Source organism: Nesterenkonia muleiensis (assembly GCF_003600155.1).
In the GTDB taxonomy this organism is placed as follows: Bacteria; Actinomycetota; Actinomycetes; order Actinomycetales; family Micrococcaceae; genus Nesterenkonia; species Nesterenkonia muleiensis.
Map to the genome: position 1 here is coordinate 16,411 of NZ_QWLD01000016.1, position 16,688 is coordinate 33,098.

The 16,688-nt window shown below is 64.5% G+C and carries 18 protein-coding genes; 3 read left to right on the forward strand and 15 right to left on the reverse strand.

Features of this window, described 5'->3' with window-relative positions:
- Window positions 1-5: 5 nt before the first annotated feature.
- The 10 genes from uraH to DVO78_RS05060 all read right to left on the reverse strand — a co-directional run bounded on the left by uraH (window position 6) and on the right by DVO78_RS05060 (window position 9,546).
- Window positions 6-329 carry a hydroxyisourate hydrolase gene (uraH, locus tag DVO78_RS05015; RefSeq protein WP_120003722.1) on the reverse strand — a complete coding sequence of 108 codons (324 nt, stop codon included), beginning with the start codon at window positions 327-329 and terminating at the stop codon, window positions 6-8.
- Complete coding sequence (locus DVO78_RS05020) at window positions 326-1,210, reverse strand: MurR/RpiR family transcriptional regulator (RefSeq protein ID WP_120003723.1); 885 nt, start codon at window positions 1,208-1,210, stop codon at window positions 326-328. The genes uraH and DVO78_RS05020 overlap by 4 nt, the downstream gene beginning before the upstream one ends.
- On the reverse strand, window positions 1,207-2,472 hold the full coding sequence (locus tag DVO78_RS05025; RefSeq protein WP_120003724.1) for an allantoate amidohydrolase: 1,266 nt from the start codon (window positions 2,470-2,472) through the stop codon (window positions 1,207-1,209). The genes DVO78_RS05020 and DVO78_RS05025 overlap by 4 nt, the downstream gene beginning before the upstream one ends.
- Window positions 2,469-3,761: a pyridoxal-phosphate-dependent aminotransferase family protein gene (locus DVO78_RS05030; RefSeq protein WP_120003725.1), complete on the reverse strand. Its 1,293-nt coding sequence runs from the start codon at window positions 3,759-3,761 to the stop codon at window positions 2,469-2,471. Before DVO78_RS05030 ends, DVO78_RS05025 begins: the two co-directional genes overlap by 4 nt.
- Window positions 3,762-3,823: 62 nt before the next feature.
- The gene (locus tag DVO78_RS05035; RefSeq protein ID WP_120003987.1) at window positions 3,824-4,558 is read right to left on the reverse strand and encodes an aspartate/glutamate racemase family protein; all 735 of its coding nucleotides are present in this window, start codon (window positions 4,556-4,558) and stop codon (window positions 3,824-3,826) included.
- A 5-nt stretch (window positions 4,559-4,563) separates the two neighbouring features.
- Complete coding sequence (locus tag DVO78_RS05040) at window positions 4,564-5,457, reverse strand: ABC transporter substrate-binding protein (RefSeq protein WP_120003726.1); 894 nt, start codon at window positions 5,455-5,457, stop codon at window positions 4,564-4,566.
- 25 nt (window positions 5,458-5,482) lie between these two features.
- On the reverse strand, window positions 5,483-6,595 hold the full coding sequence (locus tag DVO78_RS05045; protein WP_120003727.1) for an ABC transporter ATP-binding protein: 1,113 nt from the start codon (window positions 6,593-6,595) through the stop codon (window positions 5,483-5,485).
- A 4-nt stretch (window positions 6,596-6,599) separates the two neighbouring features.
- Window positions 6,600-7,448 (reverse strand): carbohydrate ABC transporter permease, encoded by an 849-nt coding sequence (locus tag DVO78_RS05050; protein WP_120003728.1) that lies wholly within the window; start codon window positions 7,446-7,448, stop codon window positions 6,600-6,602.
- Entirely contained in the window at window positions 7,445-8,389 is a 945-nt protein-coding gene (locus DVO78_RS05055) for a carbohydrate ABC transporter permease (protein WP_120003729.1), read from the reverse strand. Before DVO78_RS05055 ends, DVO78_RS05050 begins: the two co-directional genes overlap by 4 nt.
- Before the next feature lie 5 nt (window positions 8,390-8,394).
- Window positions 8,395-9,546: an ABC transporter substrate-binding protein gene (locus DVO78_RS05060; RefSeq protein WP_157983879.1), complete on the reverse strand. Its 1,152-nt coding sequence runs from the start codon at window positions 9,544-9,546 to the stop codon at window positions 8,395-8,397.
- 407 nt (window positions 9,547-9,953) lie between these two features.
- Here DVO78_RS05060 and DVO78_RS05065 point away from each other — a divergent pair, with 407 nt between their 5' ends.
- The 3 genes from DVO78_RS05065 to DVO78_RS05075 are packed head-to-tail and all read left to right on the forward strand — an operon-like array spanning window position 9,954 to window position 11,224.
- Window positions 9,954-10,637, forward strand: a complete 684-nt coding sequence (locus tag DVO78_RS05065) for a GntR family transcriptional regulator (RefSeq protein WP_162301564.1) — start codon at window positions 9,954-9,956, stop codon at window positions 10,635-10,637.
- 52 nt (window positions 10,638-10,689) lie between these two features.
- Entirely contained in the window at window positions 10,690-10,920 is a 231-nt protein-coding gene (locus DVO78_RS05070; protein ID WP_120003732.1) for a hypothetical protein, read from the forward strand.
- Window positions 10,901-11,224, forward strand: coding sequence for a type II toxin-antitoxin system PemK/MazF family toxin (locus DVO78_RS05075; protein WP_238385152.1), 324 nt, complete (start codon window positions 10,901-10,903; stop codon window positions 11,222-11,224). The genes DVO78_RS05070 and DVO78_RS05075 overlap by 20 nt, the downstream gene beginning before the upstream one ends.
- 13 nt (window positions 11,225-11,237) lie before the next feature.
- Here DVO78_RS05075 and uraD read toward each other — a convergent pair whose 3' ends face one another.
- The 5 genes from uraD to DVO78_RS05100 are packed head-to-tail and all read right to left on the reverse strand — an operon-like array spanning window position 11,238 to window position 16,684.
- Complete coding sequence (gene uraD / locus DVO78_RS05080) at window positions 11,238-11,732, reverse strand: 2-oxo-4-hydroxy-4-carboxy-5-ureidoimidazoline decarboxylase (protein ID WP_120003734.1); 495 nt, start codon at window positions 11,730-11,732, stop codon at window positions 11,238-11,240.
- 14 nt (window positions 11,733-11,746) lie between these two features.
- Window positions 11,747-13,078 carry an amidase family protein gene (locus DVO78_RS05085; RefSeq protein ID WP_120003735.1) on the reverse strand — a complete coding sequence of 444 codons (1,332 nt, stop codon included), beginning with the start codon at window positions 13,076-13,078 and terminating at the stop codon, window positions 11,747-11,749.
- The gene (locus tag DVO78_RS05090; protein WP_238385153.1) at window positions 13,075-14,160 is read right to left on the reverse strand and encodes an acetamidase/formamidase family protein; all 1,086 of its coding nucleotides are present in this window, start codon (window positions 14,158-14,160) and stop codon (window positions 13,075-13,077) included. Before DVO78_RS05090 ends, DVO78_RS05085 begins: the two co-directional genes overlap by 4 nt.
- 10 nt (window positions 14,161-14,170) lie before the next feature.
- Window positions 14,171-15,328 carry a homoserine O-acetyltransferase MetX gene (gene metX, locus DVO78_RS05095; protein WP_420799054.1) on the reverse strand — a complete coding sequence of 386 codons (1,158 nt, stop codon included), beginning with the start codon at window positions 15,326-15,328 and terminating at the stop codon, window positions 14,171-14,173.
- Window positions 15,329-15,337: 9 nt separating this feature from the next.
- Window positions 15,338-16,684 (reverse strand): O-acetylhomoserine aminocarboxypropyltransferase/cysteine synthase family protein, encoded by a 1,347-nt coding sequence (locus DVO78_RS05100; RefSeq protein ID WP_120003737.1) that lies wholly within the window; start codon window positions 16,682-16,684, stop codon window positions 15,338-15,340.
- Between the last annotated feature and the right edge of the window lie 4 nt (window positions 16,685-16,688).

The window sequence follows — 16,688 nt, forward strand, 5'->3', positions numbered from 1 at the left end:
GGCCATCAGCTTCCGCGGTAGGTGGAGAAGGCATAGGGGCTCAGCAGCAGGGGCACGTGGTAGTGGGCGGCCTCGCTGACGGTGAAGCTGATGGTGACCTCGGGGAAGAACGTGGTCACCCCCTTGGCGCTGAAGTACGCACCGGTCTGGAAGTGCAGCCGGTAGGTGCCCGGGGGCAGCGTCTCGGGTCCCAGATCAGCGACCCGGCCGTCGTCGTCGGTGGTCCCGGAGGCGATCTGCTGTCCGGTACTGTCGCTCAGGGTCACGACGACGCCTGAGGCGGGGTCGCCATCGGCATTATCGAGTATGTGGGTGGTGACCAGGCTCATGAGGTGTCCAGCTCCTTCAGCTCTTCGTAGGTGGAGGCGACGTGGGAGATCCGGCGGCGACCGGCCGCCAGAGAGGCATTGAGCGCACCGTTGGCCAGCAGTGCGACCACTGACATGGGTGCGGCATAAGAGTCGAAGGCGCCGTCGGCGTCGAGCGGGCATTCGATCCAGGTCTCAGCGTGTTTCGCGTAGGTGCGGGAGGTGGCATCACCGATGCACAGCAGCTGTGCCGGTGAGTTGGCCGCGTGGCGGATGAGATCGCCGAAGCCGCGCGGACGACGGCGGAACCCGAAGACCACCACCAGGTCGCCGGCAGCCAGTCCGGTCAGCTCCTCACCCAGGCTCTGGCCGGGCTGAGGGGCCAACCGGACCTTTCCGCGGACCTGGATCAGCTGGTGGTGCAGGTGGGCGGCCGGAGGATAGCTGTTGCGCATCCCGATGATGATCACCTGGCCGGCGTCGCGGATCATCTCCACTGCCTGATGCAGCCGACCATCGGCGAGGATCTCAGCCAGCTTGGTGAAGTTCTGCTGCTCGTGCTGGACATGCCGTTGAATGCCGGTGGTCTCGCTGCTGTCGCCGGAACGCACCGGGGAGGCGGTGGGCTGTCCGGAGGCGCGCAGAGCCAGCGCGTGGTCGCGGACCTCTTTGAAGTCCTCGAACCCCAGCTTGCGGAACAGTCGGGAGACGGTGGCCTTGGAGACCCCGGTGCGCCTGCTGATGTCTGCGGCGGAAAACACGGCCAGATCGCCCAGGTGATCGACCAGGAAGTCAGCCACCCGCCGCTCCTGGGGCGGAAGGTCACCGTACCTCTCATCGATCCGCGCATCGATCCGCGCGTTGGGGATCTCCGCGGTGGGCGTGGCGATCAGCTCGGTCACCGCGGCTCTCCTGTCTGTCCACTGTGTTCAGCCAGGTGCCAGACCGCCTGTTCCAGTGCGTCCAGGGTGTAGGCGACGTCGTCGACGGTGATGGATTCGTCCGGGTGATGGCTGATGCCGTCGTGGCAGCGGGTGAACAGCATGCCCACAGGTGCGATCTCGGCGACTGCCATCGCATCGTGCCCGGCCCGGGAGAACAGCGGCATCGGCTCTGGGTCTCCGGTGGCGCGTATGCCGGCGGCGACGGCATTCATCAGCTGGCCGTCGGCGAAGACGGTGGGCGCAGAGTGGATCTCCTCGACTTCAAAGCTCAGGCTCCGCTGGGTGCAGGAGGCGGCAAGAGCGGCTTCGATCGCGTCCCATGCCTGGTCCCTGAGCACATCGGTCTCAGCCCGGACGTCCAAGGAGAAATCGGCGCGGCCGGGTACCACGTTGACCGCACCTGGGTGCGCGTTCATCTGTCCGACAGTGGCGACCGCCTGCCTCTCCCTGCCGATCCTCTCGATGTCCAGAACCGCTTGGCTGGCACCGACCAGGGCGTCCTGACGCCGCTCATACGGCGTCCCGCCGGCATGCCTGGCCTCACCATGGACAGTGATGTGGAAGCGCCTGGCACCGGCGATGGAGGTCACCACCCCCAGCGCTCGGCCAGCGGCCTCCAGATAGGGGCCCTGCTCGATATGGGCCTCCAGGTAGCCGACCAGCTGCTCAGGCCTGCGCGCGGCCTCGCCGATCCGGGCCGGGTCCAGACCGAAGTCTCTGAACGCCTGCTCCATGCTGATACCGTCGCTGTCGGTGAGGGCTAACCAGTCCGGGTCCCAGCTGCCGGCCAGGGCCCGGGAGCCGAGCAGGGTGGCGCCGAACCGGGTTCCTTCCTCATCCGCGAAGGCCGCGACCTCCAGTGCGAAGGGCAGCTTCGCCGCATGCGGTCCCAGGCGATCGGCGATCTCGATGCCGGCGAGCACCCCGAGGATGCCGTCATAGCGGCCGGCGTGCGGCACGGTGTCCAGGTGGGAGGCGATCAGCAGGCCAGGCAGCCCGGGCTCCCGTCCCTCGATCCGCAGGCACTGATTTCCTGCGGCGTCCTGCCACACCCAGTAGGAAGTGGCGGCCCGTCGACCGGCCTGTTCCATCCATTGGGCGGCCAGGTCATTGTGCCGCCGGTGCTCCTCGGTCAGGTAGGCACGCAGGATCCCGTCCTCCAGGGCGGAGACGGCCGCGAGTTCGTCGCAGCGGTGCATGATGCGTTCGGCCGCGGTCATCCGGTGGCCTCCGCTTCGGGGGTGATGACAGGCTCAGACCGGCCCAGACGGTCCCCGGCACCGGAACTGTACTGCTCTGCTGCTGCGCCCACGCCTCCTCCGGCGGTGACCTGCGCCCCGCTGCGGCGGAGCACCTGCTCCAGTGCGGCAAGAGTCAGCATCACCGCGTCCTTCCTGGCGTTGTAGCCCATGGTGCCGATGCGCCACACCACCCCGTGCAGGGGTCCGAAGCTGGTGCCGATCTCAATGCCGTAGTCCTCCAGCAGTCCGGTGCGCACTGCTTCGCCGTCGACACCGTCGGGGATGTGCACGGCCACCACGTTGTTCATCCGGTGGCTCTGGTCGCCGAAGATTCTCAGCCCGAGGCCGGTGAGCCCAGCAGCCATGGCCGCACCGTGCAGCCGGTGGCGCGCCACCGCGTTGTCTATTCCCTCTGCCAGCAGCAGGCGGGCGCATTCGCGGGCGCCGTAGAGCATGGAAGTGGCCTCGGTGTGATGGTTCAGCCGCTGCGGTCCCCAGTAGTCCAGAATCATCGCCACATCGAAGTAGTTGGAACTGATCCGCCGTCCCTGGGGTGTGCTGCCGTCGTCGATCCCGGCCTCCACGTGGCGGCGGGAGCGGATAACCTCCACAGCACGGTCGCTCAGGGTGATCGGTGCCGAGCCGGAGGGTCCGCCCAGGCATTTCTGCAGCCCGGCGGTGGCGGCGTCGACCTTCCAGCTGTCGGCGTGGAAGGGGTTTCCGCCCAGTGAGGCGGTGGCATCGGTGTAGAACAGCGTCCCATGCTTCTCACACAGCTCGCCGACCCCGTCCAGGGGTTGGTTCATGGTGGTGGAGGTGTCGCCCTGGACCAGGGCCAGGACCTTGGGCTTCTCATTCCTCAGTGCCCGGTCGATCTCTGCCAGGGTGAAGACCTGCCCCCACTGCTTTTCGAGCACGACGACCTCGGCTCCGACTCGTTCAGCGATCTCCTTCAGCAGGTGGCCGAACCGTCCGAAGATGGGTACCAGCACTTTCTCGCCGGGCTCGACCAGGGAGACGATGGCAGCTTCGATTCCGGCCCGCGAGGTGCCGTCGATCAACAGCGTGGCCTCGTTCGAGGTCGCGAAGACTCCGCGGTAGAGCTCCATGACCTCGTTCATATAACCGGTCATGGCCGGGTCATACTGACCGATCAGCGGGGCGGACATGGCCCGCAGCACCCGCGGGTCGGCATTGACCGGCCCGGGGCCCATCAGCAGCCGCTGCGGCGGGTGGATCTGGGGGTAGTCCGATGCGGAGAGATTCATAGCCTCCATCCTAGTGAAACGTATGTTTCATCAAAGAAACACGCTGGCATTCTTCACCCGGCTCAGGCCACCGGGTTTGCCACCGGGGGCCACCCCTTCCATTCCTTGGCTGGGTTGACCGGCTGGAAGGCCTGGGCCTTCGACGTCTTCATACCTGACCCGACCAGCGTCTCTGCCAATCGCACAGCGGCGGGAACTCCGTCGATCACGGGAATGCCGAGCCGGTGGCTGAGCTCGGCGTCGAGTCCGGCGAAACCGGCACAGCCCAGCACTATCGCCTCTGCACCGCGCGTGATGAGTTCACGGGCGCGGGTCTCCAGGGCGGCCGCGACCTCTGCGATGTCGGCATGAATGGAGGAGACCGCGATCTCACTGGCCTCGACCCCTATGCATCGTGTGTGCAACCCCGCGTTGCGCAGGCTCTCCCAGATCACCGGGACTGTGCTGCTGAGCGTGGTGACCACCCCATAGCGGTGAGCCACGAGATTGGCGAACATGGGTCCGGCCTCGGTGATGTCCACGACGGGCACGGCCCAGCGCTGGCGCAGTCCCTCCCTGCCGTGTTCTCCGAACCCGGCCAGCACCACAGCGTCGAAGGGCTCTTGGTGCTCCTCGAGCGCAGCGAACATCGCAGCCGCAGAGATGAAGCTCTCGTAGTAGCCCTCGGCCGACTCCGGCCCGAAGGGCGGGGTCAGTGCGACAATCTCGGTATGCGGCCCGGCCGCCGCGGCGGCAATCGCCCTCAGCGCCTCAGTGAGCGTGGAGTTGGTGTTGCAGTTGAGGATAATGATGTTCACCGGCATCAGCCTTCCCATGCGAAGGAGGCGATGAGCTTCTCGGGCTGGACCGGTCTCTCCAGGAGCCCGCCCTGGACGATGCCCAACTGCCATCTCAGGTACGACGACCTGGTCAGCTGAGTCCCGTTCCACATGCCGGCTCGGCGCATCGCCTCGGTGTGGCTGGTGAGCTCTTCGGCCGAGAATGCCGGGTACCACGGGGCGATCTGTGGAACGTAGACGGAGGCTGGATTCTCGTTCATGAACGTCATCGCTTGGTTCAACGCATGATTGAAGCGGCGAATGGCAGACTCCTTGGCCAGCAACGTCCGGGGAGTTGTGTAATAGACGCTCCAGGGGATGTCACCTCCGTCTGTCAGGAGGTCCCCAGCGAGGTGATGGCCCTGTGCGTGAAACCGCAGGGCGTGGATTCGCTCAGTCATCAGGGCATCTCCCACACCACCGGCGTAGAGCTCAGTCATCATGGCACCGGTGAGGTCATGGGCGATGCGGGAGTCTCCAGGCTCCGCACCTTGTTCTTTGAGGTACATCTCGAGAAACATGGTCAGGCTTGCACCGCCTCGCCCGGGGACCAGCACGCTGCGACCGGCCAGGCCACGCTCCCACGCGTCGCTGAGCGGTTCGCGTGAGACGACGCAGAAGCCGGCCCGGTGGCACAGCTGTCCGGTCACCACAAAGTCTTTGCCCTTGCCCAGGAACATCGAGGGCACCCAAATGCCACCAAGAGCCAGGTCCCAGTCTCCGCTCTCGATACCCGGCAGCACAGCTTCCCAGTCATGGGGGACGACCGTTTCGACGTCAAGATTCTCGGCTTCAAAGTAGCCGAACTCTCTGGCCACAAACTCAGGCATGTACCCTGGGGCTCGGCCCGTGGCGGTCACACGTATGGTGTCTGTCATGTCCCGTCCTTTCAGACAGTGGAGATTACGCGGTGACGGGGAGCTCGGTGCGCTCCCCCGTGACAGAGTCGAAGAACGACGAGCTGGACATGTCAATGTCCAGACTCACCCGCTCGGCCGGTGAAGGTGTCATGTCATTAGGCACCCGCGCATAGGTCCGGGAGTCCGCGTGACCATCGAGAGTGATCGCCACGATAGATTCTGGCCCTGTACGTTCAACCGTTTCCACAGTGCCCGGCATGATCCCCGCACCGGACGGCACAATGCGGACGTTCTCCGGCCTAAAGCCCACCACAGTGCCGTCCCCGTATGAACGGCGCAGACTCTGCCGCCACTGCTGGTCACCACTGCTGAGATCCACCAGGTTCATCGGCGGGGATCCAACGAATCGCGCGACGGTGGTATTCGCGGGGCGGTCATAGATGTCGTCTGGGGTGCCGATCTGCTGAATCTTTCCGCCGTCCATCACGATGATCTTGGTCGCCATCGTCATGGCTTCGATCTGATCGTGGGTGACATAGACGAAGGTCTTCCCCACCTCCCGGTGCAGGGCTGCGATGTCCGTGCGCATCTGGATGCGCAGTTTGGCGTCCAGATTGGAGAGCGGCTCATCCAGAAGATAGAGCGATGGGTCCCGCACAAGGGAGCGCGCCAAGGCCACACGCTGCCTTTGGCCACCTGACAGCGCCCCAGGGCGACGATCCAGGTATGCCGTGAGGCCCAGCTGTTCAGCCAGCCCGTTGACCTGAGACCTCACGCGTTCATCCCTCATCAGGCGCGCCCTGATGAGCGTGCTCAGTATCGGCAGATGCTGCCATCCGCTCATCCGGTCCATCAGCAGGGGGAACGCAATGTTCTGGCGGACTGTCATCTGGGGATACAGCGCATAGGACTGGAAGACGAAGGCGATGTCTCGTTTGCGCACGTCGGCGTGATTGACCGGGACGTCGTCGAACAGAAGTGTCCCCGAGGTGATGTCCGTCAGGCCAGCGATCATCCTGAGCAGCGTGGACTTGCCGCAACCCGATGGCCCCAGCAGCACAAGGAATTCGCCGTCGGCAATGTCTGCGTCGAACGGATCCAGCACCTGGGTGTCGCCGAAGGACTTGGAGATTCCGTCGAAAGTAATACGAGGCATGGTGTTATCCCTTCACCGCTCCGGCGGTGAGACCGGAGACGATATGACGTTGGACGAACAGGAAGAATGCAACGGCCGGGGCTGCGAACATCACGGACACTGCCATCACTGCGGGCATTGAGACACCCGGTTGGGAAACCAGGACAGACAGGCCCACAGACGCCGGCCACTCTGCCCGGTCGGTGATGAACGTGGTGGCGTACATCAGTTCTCCCCATCCGGCGAAGAAGGCGAGGACTGCTGCAGCGGCGATGCTGGGCAGGATGAGCGGCAAGATCACTACGGTCAGTGTGGACAGCGGAGGGCTGTTGTCCACCCGAGCGGCCTCCTCCAACTCGTAGGGGATGCCGTCAATGGCTGCTTTGATGATGAAGGTGGAGATAGGCAGCGAGAAGGCAGCATTGACCAGCACAAGACCCCAGAGATTGTTGACCAGGCCGAGGCCCAGGAAGAGGGTGTAGATCGGGATCAGGAAGACACCCTGCGGCACCATCTGGGTGCTGAACAACAGAAAGGCTGCCGCACCGCGGCCATGGAACTTGTAACGGCTGAGTGCGTAGGCGCACAGCACGCTCAGCAGGATCGTCAGGACTGTGGTGCCGATCGCGATGAAGGCGGAGTTGGTCAGCATGGACACCACCGGCACGCCGTCGAGATCCCTGCTGAGCTCTGACCAGTTGGTGAATTGGAGCCACAGGCTCTGCGGCTCGGTGAACAACTGCTGCCGGCTGCTTAGGGCAGTGTTGATCATCCAGTACGTGGGAAACCCCATAAGAAGGACTAACAGTGCTGCTGAGAGATAGACAAGGCGCGGCCTGCGGCTGCGACGTCGGTGAGGTGCCGTAGTACTCATCGTGTGTTCTTCTTCTCTTCTCGTCGTTCCAGCAGGAGGTAGGCCAGAGTGAAGACGATCGCGATCGTGATGCCGATGATGGCGTAGGTCGCTCCCATGCCCAGCTGCTGGTACTCGAAGGCCTGCCGCTGAATCGCGATGACCAAGGTGTTCGTGGAGTTGACCGGCCCGCCCTGGGTCAGCACCGCGATGATGTCCCATTTACGAAGCGCCTCAATGACTTGCAGGATGGCCAACAGGCGAACCGTCGGGAGAATGTGTGGCCAGATCACCCACTGGAATGTGCCCAATCTGGGTGCCCCGTCGATGCGGGAGGCTTCGGCCGTTTCTTGCGGAACAGATTTCAGCGCAGCCAGCGTGACGAGCATGACGAAAGGCACTGCCTGCCAGGCGGTCACCGCAATGACAGCAACCATCGCCCAGGGCTCCGAGGTGAGCCAGGCGATGCCGTCTTGGCCAAGCGCCTCGAGCCCACGGTTGATGACACCCCGGGACTGACTGAACATCCAGAGCCAGATCAGCGCGGCGGCCACGCTCGGGATGGCCCAAGGAGTGGCCAGAATAGCCTTGACCACCGAGTTCCCGGCGAACTTCATATTGACCACTACTGCCGCCAGTACCCCGATGACCAGGGCGATCACTGTGGTGCCCACCGTGTAGACCATCGTGTTCAACAACACGCGCGGAAGCGCGGACCCCGACAAGGCTGTTGCGTAGTTCTGCAGTCCAACGAACTCCCCGGCTGAAGGATTCGTCAGACGCGCATCGGTCAGACTGATCCACACCTGTTCGATCAGTGGCCAGATGATCATTACGCCGAGGAATATGAACGGGCCAGCCAGCAGCATGACGGGCGTCATGCCGTTGCGCGCCGACCGCACGAGCCGCAGTCGGAGTGGTTCCTTGGCATCGGCTCGTGCGGTCATCGTCTTTGTGCTCATGGCAGTCAGTCACCGCTTCCCACCAGGTTATCGACATCTCCTTGGGCTGCTGCCAAAGCCTCCTCGGCCGGAATATCATTGACGAGCACTTCCTGAACGTGATCCATGATGAGGGTCATGATCTCCGTGGTCTGAAGTTCATGCCCGGGAATCAACGTGCTCTGAGTGTGCGAACCCACCTCAAGGAACCCTTCAGCCCATGGATTCTCTGCGGCGAACTCCTCGGTTACCGGGACATCAGTGGCGAGTGGGTCAGCGCCGGAGGCTTCCCGCAGCATCTCTTGACCTTCCTCAGTCACGAGCCAACTGACAAACTCTTTGGCTTCCTCAACATGGGGGCTGTTGGCATTGACGACTACGTAGAGCTGCTGGTGGTAGCCGGGCTCCGGGGTCGGCTGGTCGGCGACATGAATGTCCTGAGGGTCCATGCCGCCCTCCAGCGACGCCACGAGTGCACCGCCGCCAATCTCGTCGACCATTCCCACCTGGCCCTGCGCGAAGGCGGCCCGGTTCGTGTGGAGATCCTCGTCAGAGAAGATTCCTGCATCGTAGAGATCTTTGACCACTTCGACGCCCTCGATGTTCTCGGGCGTGTCAACAGTGATGTTTCCGTCCTCGTCGGCCCAGGAGCCTCCGTGGCCGTAGGTCCAGATGTTGATGTGTTGGAGCCACCGCCCGTCATCGACCAATGGTGATGGATCACCGAAGCCTTGAACCCCCAGTTCCTCTGTGAGGATATCGGCGCTTTCAATGAGTTCCTCGGGAGTGGTCGGCACCTCAACCCCTGCCTCATCCAGCAGACCCGAGTTGTACAAAAGAGCGAATGGAGCACGCTGCCATGCCACGCCATAGCGTGTTCCGTCCTTGACGCCCCCCTCATTCGTGTTGTTGAGGTTGGCTCCTTCAACGGCATCTTCGAGGGGCTCGAGGAAGTCCGCGTCTACAAAACTCTCGAAGACGTTGTCCTGGATGAACATCACGTCCGGCCCTTCGCCAGCGCCGAGCTCCGTGGTCAGCGTCGTGGCAATATCGCCACTGGGATACTCAACCCGCTCCACGGAATGCTCACTGGCGTGATCGAATCCCGAGACCGCCTCCCAGAGGCCTTCGCCTCGGTTGGCGTCCAACCACTGCGAGTTCCCCAGAGTGAGCGTCACCCCCTCACCGTCTGCCTCTTCACCGCCTGTCCCGCATGCCGTGAGCAAGGCAAGTGAGCCGGTGAGTAGAGCTGCCGCGCTGAGGCGGTATGGAAATTCTCTTGCACTTCCCATCATGGGCCTTTCGTCAGTGTGCGAGTGGGTGGCCGATCAGTTGATACTGTGCATCGAACAACTGAACGGTATACAGTTTGCCCTTTCAATGTTTCGTCGATGTTGCAGAGCGTAAACGTCTCGTAAACAGATAAACCCGCAAGTTTCCCGATATTGCAAGGAATTACTCAACTTATCGGTGAGATCATCACCGAGATGCGTTGACTTCTTCTGGTGACTCAAGCAGTTAAACGGTATACATAAGCGATCGCGCGTAAAATCGATATACCATTTCTGTCTGGAGGTGCATGATCATGACACTGGCGGAAACGGCTGATCAGCCGCTCTCAGCGTCCTCAGCGCAGCGGATCTATGACCAGATCAGGAGCCGGATCATCCTTGGCGAGATTCCCCAGGGCGCACGGCTGCCTGAGCAGAAGCTCGCTGACGAGCTCGAGACCTCCCGCATTCCCATGCGAGAGGCTCTCTCCAGGCTGGACGCCGAGGGATTCGTGGAGCTGCGGCCCCGCCGCGGCGCCATCGTGACCACCTGGACCACCCAAGACGTACATCACCTCTTTGACGCCCGGCTGGCCATCGAGAGCACTGCGGCGAACAAAGCCGCCCAGCGCGCCGGGGAGGGCGCGGACACCTCCGCATTGGAGGTCGCTCTACACCAGTCAGAGGAGGAAATGACCGGTGGGGATGACCTGACCTTCGCTGAGGCCAACGTCACCTTCCACCAGGCGCTGGTCGCCATGGCCGGCAACCCGCTGACTGACCGGCTCATGGGCTCCATCGCCGGGCGGATGGCCTGGCTATTCCACCTCACCTCGCAGCGGGACCACGAGGTCGCCTGTCGCGAGCACCGCTCGATTGTTGATGCCGTGCGCAGCGGCAACCCGCGCCTGACCGAGACTTTGACCTACTCCCATATTGAAGTCGGTCGCCAGCCCTCCTTCGACGTCCTTTCCACCCTTTTGGATATAGCTGGCTAACGGCACTGACGCCCGCCTAGCGAATTATGCATATGCAAGACATAATAGGTGCATGGGTGTACTACAAATTCGCACTGATTCCTCCGTAGAAGAGGCACTGACTGAGCTGACCCGTGAAGGACGTTCACGGTCGGAGGTGACACGGGAAGCTCTGCTGGCCTATCAGCGGGAACAACGGCGTGCCCGCCTGCGCGCTGAAGCTGAGACACTTCGAAACGACCCAGAGGACCGGGCAGAGATGCAGCAAGTCATGCGCGAGATGGATGAGATCAGTGCGTGGTGACATCTATGCTCTCAAAGCTCCTCCGGATGCGCGAGGGCATGAACAGCGCGGCCATCGTTACGCGGTCGTAGTCCAGTCTGATCTGCTGAACCTCTCTACTCTCCTCGTAGCTCCTACAACATCCCGAGGCAACCCTGCCTCTTTCAGACCAGAAATCGAGATGGACGGACAGACTGTCAGAGTTCTCCTCGAACAGACGCGCGCAGTAGACCCTGGGCGTTTGGGGAACTTCGCAGGCCGACTGAGCGCTTTCGAGCTTCAAGCAGTAGATCGCGCCTTGTCCGAGGTCCTCGACCTATCCTGAGCCTTCTGACCGCTCAAGAGGAGACGGCGTCTCCTAGACGCAGCACAGCGATCTCGGCCAGCTGTTCGCGGCGGATCTGGGCCTCGGCGGCGGCGTCGTTCTCCAGCCGCTGGAGCAGCTGGGACATCATCTCCTCGGGGCCGCGGCCCTTGGCGCGGATCAGGAAGATGCGGTCGAACTTCTGCTCGTAGACCTTATTGGCCGCCGTCCATTCATCCCGGGCAGCCTGGTCCTCGCTGAGGTCTCCCTGCTCGGCTCGCGAGGCACGGGCCTCAGCGGATTCTCCGGCCACCTTCTCACCGATCCGGGGGTGGTGGGCCAGGGCAGCGTCCACCTCCTGGTCGGTCCACCCCTCCGCCAGCTCAGCCGCAGTCGCCAGCAGCTCATCCCGAGACCGATAGGGTCTGCGGGCCAGCAGCCCAGAGCTCCACGAAGCGATCGGCGCGCAGGCGCCGAGTTCCTCGCGCAACTCATCAGCGTCTCCGGTGTTGAAGCCTTCCAGCTGCATCACAGCCCTCCTCATCACTGGTAGGGGTTGTCGGTCGCTTCACGTTCGCATGTCCGCCACCGGGACTCACGGAGTTTTCCGGCGTAGGCGATCAATGCCTTGTCACTTCCGCAGGGCCCGATCAGGCTCAGGCCAGTGGGCAGCCCTTCAGGGGTGGCGGTCGGGACGTTGACCACCGGCAGACCTGCCAAGGACCCGATGGTGGTGAGCATGAGCGTGCGCTGACGCAGGTCGTCGGCCTCCGCGGTGCCGACGCCCACCTCATCCAGCCGCGGTGCCGCCGAGGCGGCCGAGGGCAGGGCGAGCACGCCGTCGCCGACCCAGCTTCGGACGGTCTCGCGAATGGCCGAATGCCGCTTTCGGGCCGCTGTCTCCTCCTCCTGGGTGAACTCGCCTGCAGCCCGGAACCTGGCTCCCACATCGGCCGCCATATCCTCCCAGTGGGCCGACACCCAACTGCCGTGGTTGGTCCACGCCTCCCGTAACTGGATCACGGTGAAAGTCTGCTTCCACTCCGCCAGCGCCTCGGCTCCCGATCCGCTGATCGTCACCGCACCGCGGCCGGTGACCTCTCCGAGCCCGGCCACCAGGTCCCGGCACGCAGCGGCGACGCCGGGTTCGGCCAGGTCGAAAAGCCCCTCCATGACCTTCAGCTCGCCCAGCTCGCGGCTGGACTCCCAGGCCACTGGACCCTTCGGCACAGCGGGGATGGACCCGGTGGTGCCCATTCCGCCCAGCGCGGAGGGGGCCGAGGGCACCGTCTTGCCAGGCTCGGGGACCAGCACCTCGGCCACAGCAGCCAGCAGCTCAGGGGTGCGGGTCAGCCAGCCGACGGTGTCGAAGCTCTGGGCCAGCGGCTGTGTTCCGGTCAGCGGGACCAAGCCATGGCTGGTGCGGATGCCCCAGAGCCCCTGGTAGGCCGCCGGCACTCGAATGGAGCCCCCGGTGTCAGTGCCCAGTCCGATGCTCACCTCCCCAAGTGCCACAGCGGAGGCGGACCCGTTGGAGGACCCCCCGGAGATGCGCCCCGGCGCCGCAGGGTTCGGCGGGGTCCCATAATGGGCGTTGGTGCCTGCCAGGGAGAGCGCGAACTCGTCAGTCTGGGCGATTCCGGTGACCTCTGCCCCTGCGCTGAGCAGCCTCTGGACCGCTGCGGCATTCCGAGGCTGGGGGGCTTGCTCCGACAGGCGCACCGGATTTCCGGCGCCGATCGGTTCCCCCGCCACGGCGAAGAGGTCCTTGACCGCCACGCTCTGACCATGCAGGGGGCCACTTCCTGAGCCGGCAATGAGCGGGGCGCCCTTGATCCGCCATACGGAGGCCCCGGCTTGGGTGGTCTCTGTCATGTCAGACTCCTGAAGTCGGCTTTGCGCACGGCGGCGTGGACCCCCTTGACGATGTCCACCACCTGGGAGATGTGGAAGTCGGTGGCTGCCGAAAGGTAAGCGTAGGCGTGCTCGGGGTCGAGCCCCCAACGGGCCTGCAGCAGGGCAATAGCGTTGCGCACACAGTTCTGCACCGCCAGGTCGAGATCCTCATCCATCCCGGTGGGAACAAGGTGTTCGGCCGTCTCGGCGATGGGTCCGACCTGCTCGCCGAAGAGCCGGACAGCGTCCTCACCGGCCACCACGTCGAACTGCAGCCTCCCACGCAGGCTCGCCTCCATCGCGGTCAGGGCAACCTCCCCGTCGCCCTGGGCGAAGTGCGGATCCCCCACATAGGCCAGCGCTCCGGGGACCTGCACCGGCAGGTAGAGGGCAGCCCCCTCGGTGAGCAGCTTGATGTCGATGTTCCCGCCGTGGGCACCGGGCGGCACCGAGTGCGGACGAGAGTCCCCGGCGACAGCCACCCCGATCGTGCCGAAGAACGGGGCCAAGTCGAACCGGATGCTGGGCTCACCGCCTGCGTGCGGGGCAAGTGAGCCGGCGACGGCGCCGTCGTGCTCTTCGACCGCGGCGAAGATGGACACGTTGTGCCCCCCGCGTGGGAATTCCGGAAGGGCACCTTTGCCGTGACGGTTGGAGATCACCCCGTAGGGCACCCGCCGCTGGAGCTCACCGATGGTGACCTTAAGCAGATCGCCGGGCCTGGCACCGTCAATGTAGAGAGGACCGGTGGTCACATGCGGACCATCAGCGGACGGGTCCCGGGGATGGTCGCTGGCGGCGAGCGCGACGGCGTCTTCGAGCACCTGTTCGGGCTCCACCCCGTGGCTAGCGAAGTACCGGCGAGGGTCACGTCCCTGATCCTCAAGGATTCCCTCGTGGGAGATCGTGTCGATCACCACCGACTCCCCCGGGTCGATGCTCAGCACAGGAGAGTCCGTACCGCAGGGCAGACGGCCCCAGAAGATGTGCTCCAGCTCAGCGGAGAGGTAATGGGCGGTGTGGTCCGGGAGTGCCTCTCCGGGCTGAAGGATGAGTGTCACAGGCTCAACCTTATAGGTCGAGGGTGGAACGCATGACATCGCCGAGCTGTTCGGCGGAGGTGAGAAAGCCGTCATGCCCGATGTGGGAGGTGATGAGGCTGACCTCGTGTTCACCGGGAATCAGATCGGCGATCTCCTGAGACTGTTCGGGGAAGTAGAGCCGGTCGGTGTCCACGGCGGCCAGGAACGGAGTCGCCTTCACCTGTCCCAAGGCAGCCTCCACTCCCCCGCGGCCGCGGCCCACGTCATGGCTGATCAGCGCCTCAGCCAAAGTGATGTAGGCGTTGGGGTCGAAACGGCCCACCAGCTTGGCCGCCTGGTGGTCCAGGTAGGACTCCACCTGGTACCGGCCGGTGCGCCGGTTCTGCCCGGCCAGCTCAGAGCCGCCGAAGGGGTCCTCGGCACCCTGCGGGGCGCGGCTGAAGCGCAGCTGAAGCTCAGCCTCAGTGCGGTAGGTCACATGGGCGATTCGGCGGGCCAGGCCCAGGCCGGCCTCGGGCCGGGGGCCGGAGTAGTAGTCGCCGCCGTTGAAGTTCGGATCATTGCGAATGCCCAGCACCTGAGCCTGGCCGAAGGCGATCTGCTCGGCCGTGGAAGCCGCACCACAGGAGAAGACCGCGAGCCCGCGCACAAAGTCCGGATAGCTGACAGCCCACTCGAGGGCTCGGGCTCCGCCCATGGATCCGCCGATCACTGTGTGCAGCCGGGTGACGCCCAGGTGATCGAGCAGGCGTTTCTCCAGATGGACCGAATCCCTGATGGTCACGAACGGGAACCGCGAGCCCCAGGGCACGCCTTCTGGATCGGCGGAGCCAGGGCCGGTGGACCCATAACACCCGCCGACCATGGCTGGGGCGATGACGAACCATTTCTCCGGGCTGATCGGACGGTCCGGACCAAGCAGGCCTTCCCACCAGCCCAGCCCCGGGTCTTTCTCCGAGGACGCCACATGGGTATCGCCGGTCAGCGCGTGGGCCACCAGCACCGCGTTGTCGCCTGCGGCGTTGAGCTGGCCCCAGGTCTCATAGGCCAGGGTCACCGCAGGCAGCTGCGCACCGGTTTCGAAGGTGAAGCTGCCGGCATCGTAGGTGGTCAGCACGCCCTCGGGGCGGGTGCCGTAGTCGTTCTCCAGGCCCCCTGTGCGGGTGATCTCCGGTGTAGCGGTCACGAATGCGCCCTATCCTGCTGCGATCCTGCTGAGCCCCTGTTCCAGGTCCGCGAGGATGTCGTCGATATGTTCCAAGCCCACCGATAGCCGCACCAGTCCCGGCTTGACGCCGGCAGCACGCTGATCCTCCGGGGACAGCTGGCGGTGAGTAGTAGAGGCCGGATGGATGACCAGCGAGCGCACGTCCCCGACATTGGCCACCAGGGAGTGCAGCTCAAGAGCGTCGACCAACTGTCTACCGGCTTCGGCCTGAGCCTCGGCGGTGCTTCCGTAGACTTCGAAGCTCAGCACCGCTCCGATCCCCTGCGGCAGATACTTCTGGCCCCGTTCGTAGCAGGGGCTGGAGACAAGCCCGGAGTAGAAGACCCGCCGGACGGCGTCGTGGGCTTCAAGGTACTCGGCCACCGCTTGGGCGTTGGCCACGTGGCGCTGAACGCGCAGGCTCAGGGTCTCCAGGCCCAGGTTGATCTCGAAGGCGTTATGCGGTGACAGTGCAGGGCCCAGATCGCGCAGCAGCTGCACCCGAGCCTTGAGGATGTAGGAGAGGTTGACCCCGAAGATGCCTTCGGGTCCCAGGTCACGGCCGAACACCAGTCCGTGGTAGCTCTCGTCGGGCTGGCTGAAGCCAGGGAAGCGCTCCGGGTAGGCGCCGTAGTCGAAGGTGCCGGAGTCGACGATCACCCCGGCGATGGCTGTGCCGTGTCCGCCCAGGAACTTGGTGGCCGAGTGGACCACCACGTCAGCACCGAATTCGATGGGCCGCAGCAGGTAGGGAGTCGGCAGGGTGTTGTCCACGATCAGCGGAGCCCCGAACTCATGGGCGATGCCGGCAACGGTGTCGATGTCGAGCACATCGGTGCGGGGGTTGGCGACGGTCTCGGCGAAGAACGCCACCGTATTCTCCTTGATCTCCGCCCGCCAGGACTCCGGGTCATCCGGATCCTCCACAAAGCTGACCTCTACGCCGAACTTCGGCAGCGTGTGCTTGAACAGGTTCTGGGTGCCTCCGTAGAGCGAAGGTGAGGCGACGATATGGCCCCCCGCCTCAGCGATGTTCAGCAGTGCCAGCGAGGTTGCGGCCTGCCCGGAGCCGACCGCGAGCGCGCCGACACCGCCTTCCAGGGCCGCGATCTTGTTCTCCACCGCTTCAACGGTGGGATTGCCGATGCGTGAGTAGATCGGAGCGATCTCCTCCAGGCCGAACCGCTTGGCCGCGGCCTCGGTCCCAGGGAAGACGAAGCTGGTGGTCTGCTGGATCGGCAGTGCGCGCGCCCCGGATCCCGGATCGGGCTGCACCCCGGCGTGGATCTGCAGGGTCTCGAACTTGGGCTGGCCGGTGGTGTGGGTCTCGGTCATGATG

Excerpts from the sequence above, each read along its gene's own strand:
- uraH (WP_120003722.1), bottom strand. The coding sequence starts at position 329 with ATGAGCCTGGTCACCACCCACATACTCGATAATGCCGATGGCGACCCC.
- DVO78_RS05025 (WP_120003724.1), bottom strand. The coding sequence starts at position 2,472 with ATGACCGCGGCCGAACGCATCATGCACCGCTGCGACGAACTCGCGGCC.
- DVO78_RS05030 (WP_120003725.1), bottom strand. The coding sequence starts at position 3,761 with ATGAATCTCTCCGCATCGGACTACCCCCAGATCCACCCGCCGCAGCGG.
- DVO78_RS05040 (WP_120003726.1), bottom strand. The coding sequence starts at position 5,457 with ATGACAGACACCATACGTGTGACCGCCACGGGCCGAGCCCCAGGGTAC.
- DVO78_RS05045 (WP_120003727.1), bottom strand. The coding sequence starts at position 6,595 with ATGCCTCGTATTACTTTCGACGGAATCTCCAAGTCCTTCGGCGACACC.
- DVO78_RS05050 (WP_120003728.1), bottom strand. The coding sequence starts at position 7,448 with ATGAGTACTACGGCACCTCACCGACGTCGCAGCCGCAGGCCGCGCCTT.
- DVO78_RS05055 (WP_120003729.1), bottom strand. The coding sequence starts at position 8,389 with ATGAGCACAAAGACGATGACCGCACGAGCCGATGCCAAGGAACCACTC.
- DVO78_RS05065 (WP_162301564.1), top strand. The coding sequence starts at position 9,954 with ATGACACTGGCGGAAACGGCTGATCAGCCGCTCTCAGCGTCCTCAGCG.
- DVO78_RS05070 (WP_120003732.1), top strand. The coding sequence starts at position 10,690 with ATGGGTGTACTACAAATTCGCACTGATTCCTCCGTAGAAGAGGCACTG.
- DVO78_RS05075 (WP_238385152.1), top strand. The coding sequence starts at position 10,901 with ATGAGATCAGTGCGTGGTGACATCTATGCTCTCAAAGCTCCTCCGGAT.
- uraD (WP_120003734.1), bottom strand. The coding sequence starts at position 11,732 with ATGCAGCTGGAAGGCTTCAACACCGGAGACGCTGATGAGTTGCGCGAG.
- DVO78_RS05085 (WP_120003735.1), bottom strand. The coding sequence starts at position 13,078 with ATGACAGAGACCACCCAAGCCGGGGCCTCCGTATGGCGGATCAAGGGC.
- DVO78_RS05100 (WP_120003737.1), bottom strand. The coding sequence starts at position 16,684 with ATGACCGAGACCCACACCACCGGCCAGCCCAAGTTCGAGACCCTGCAG.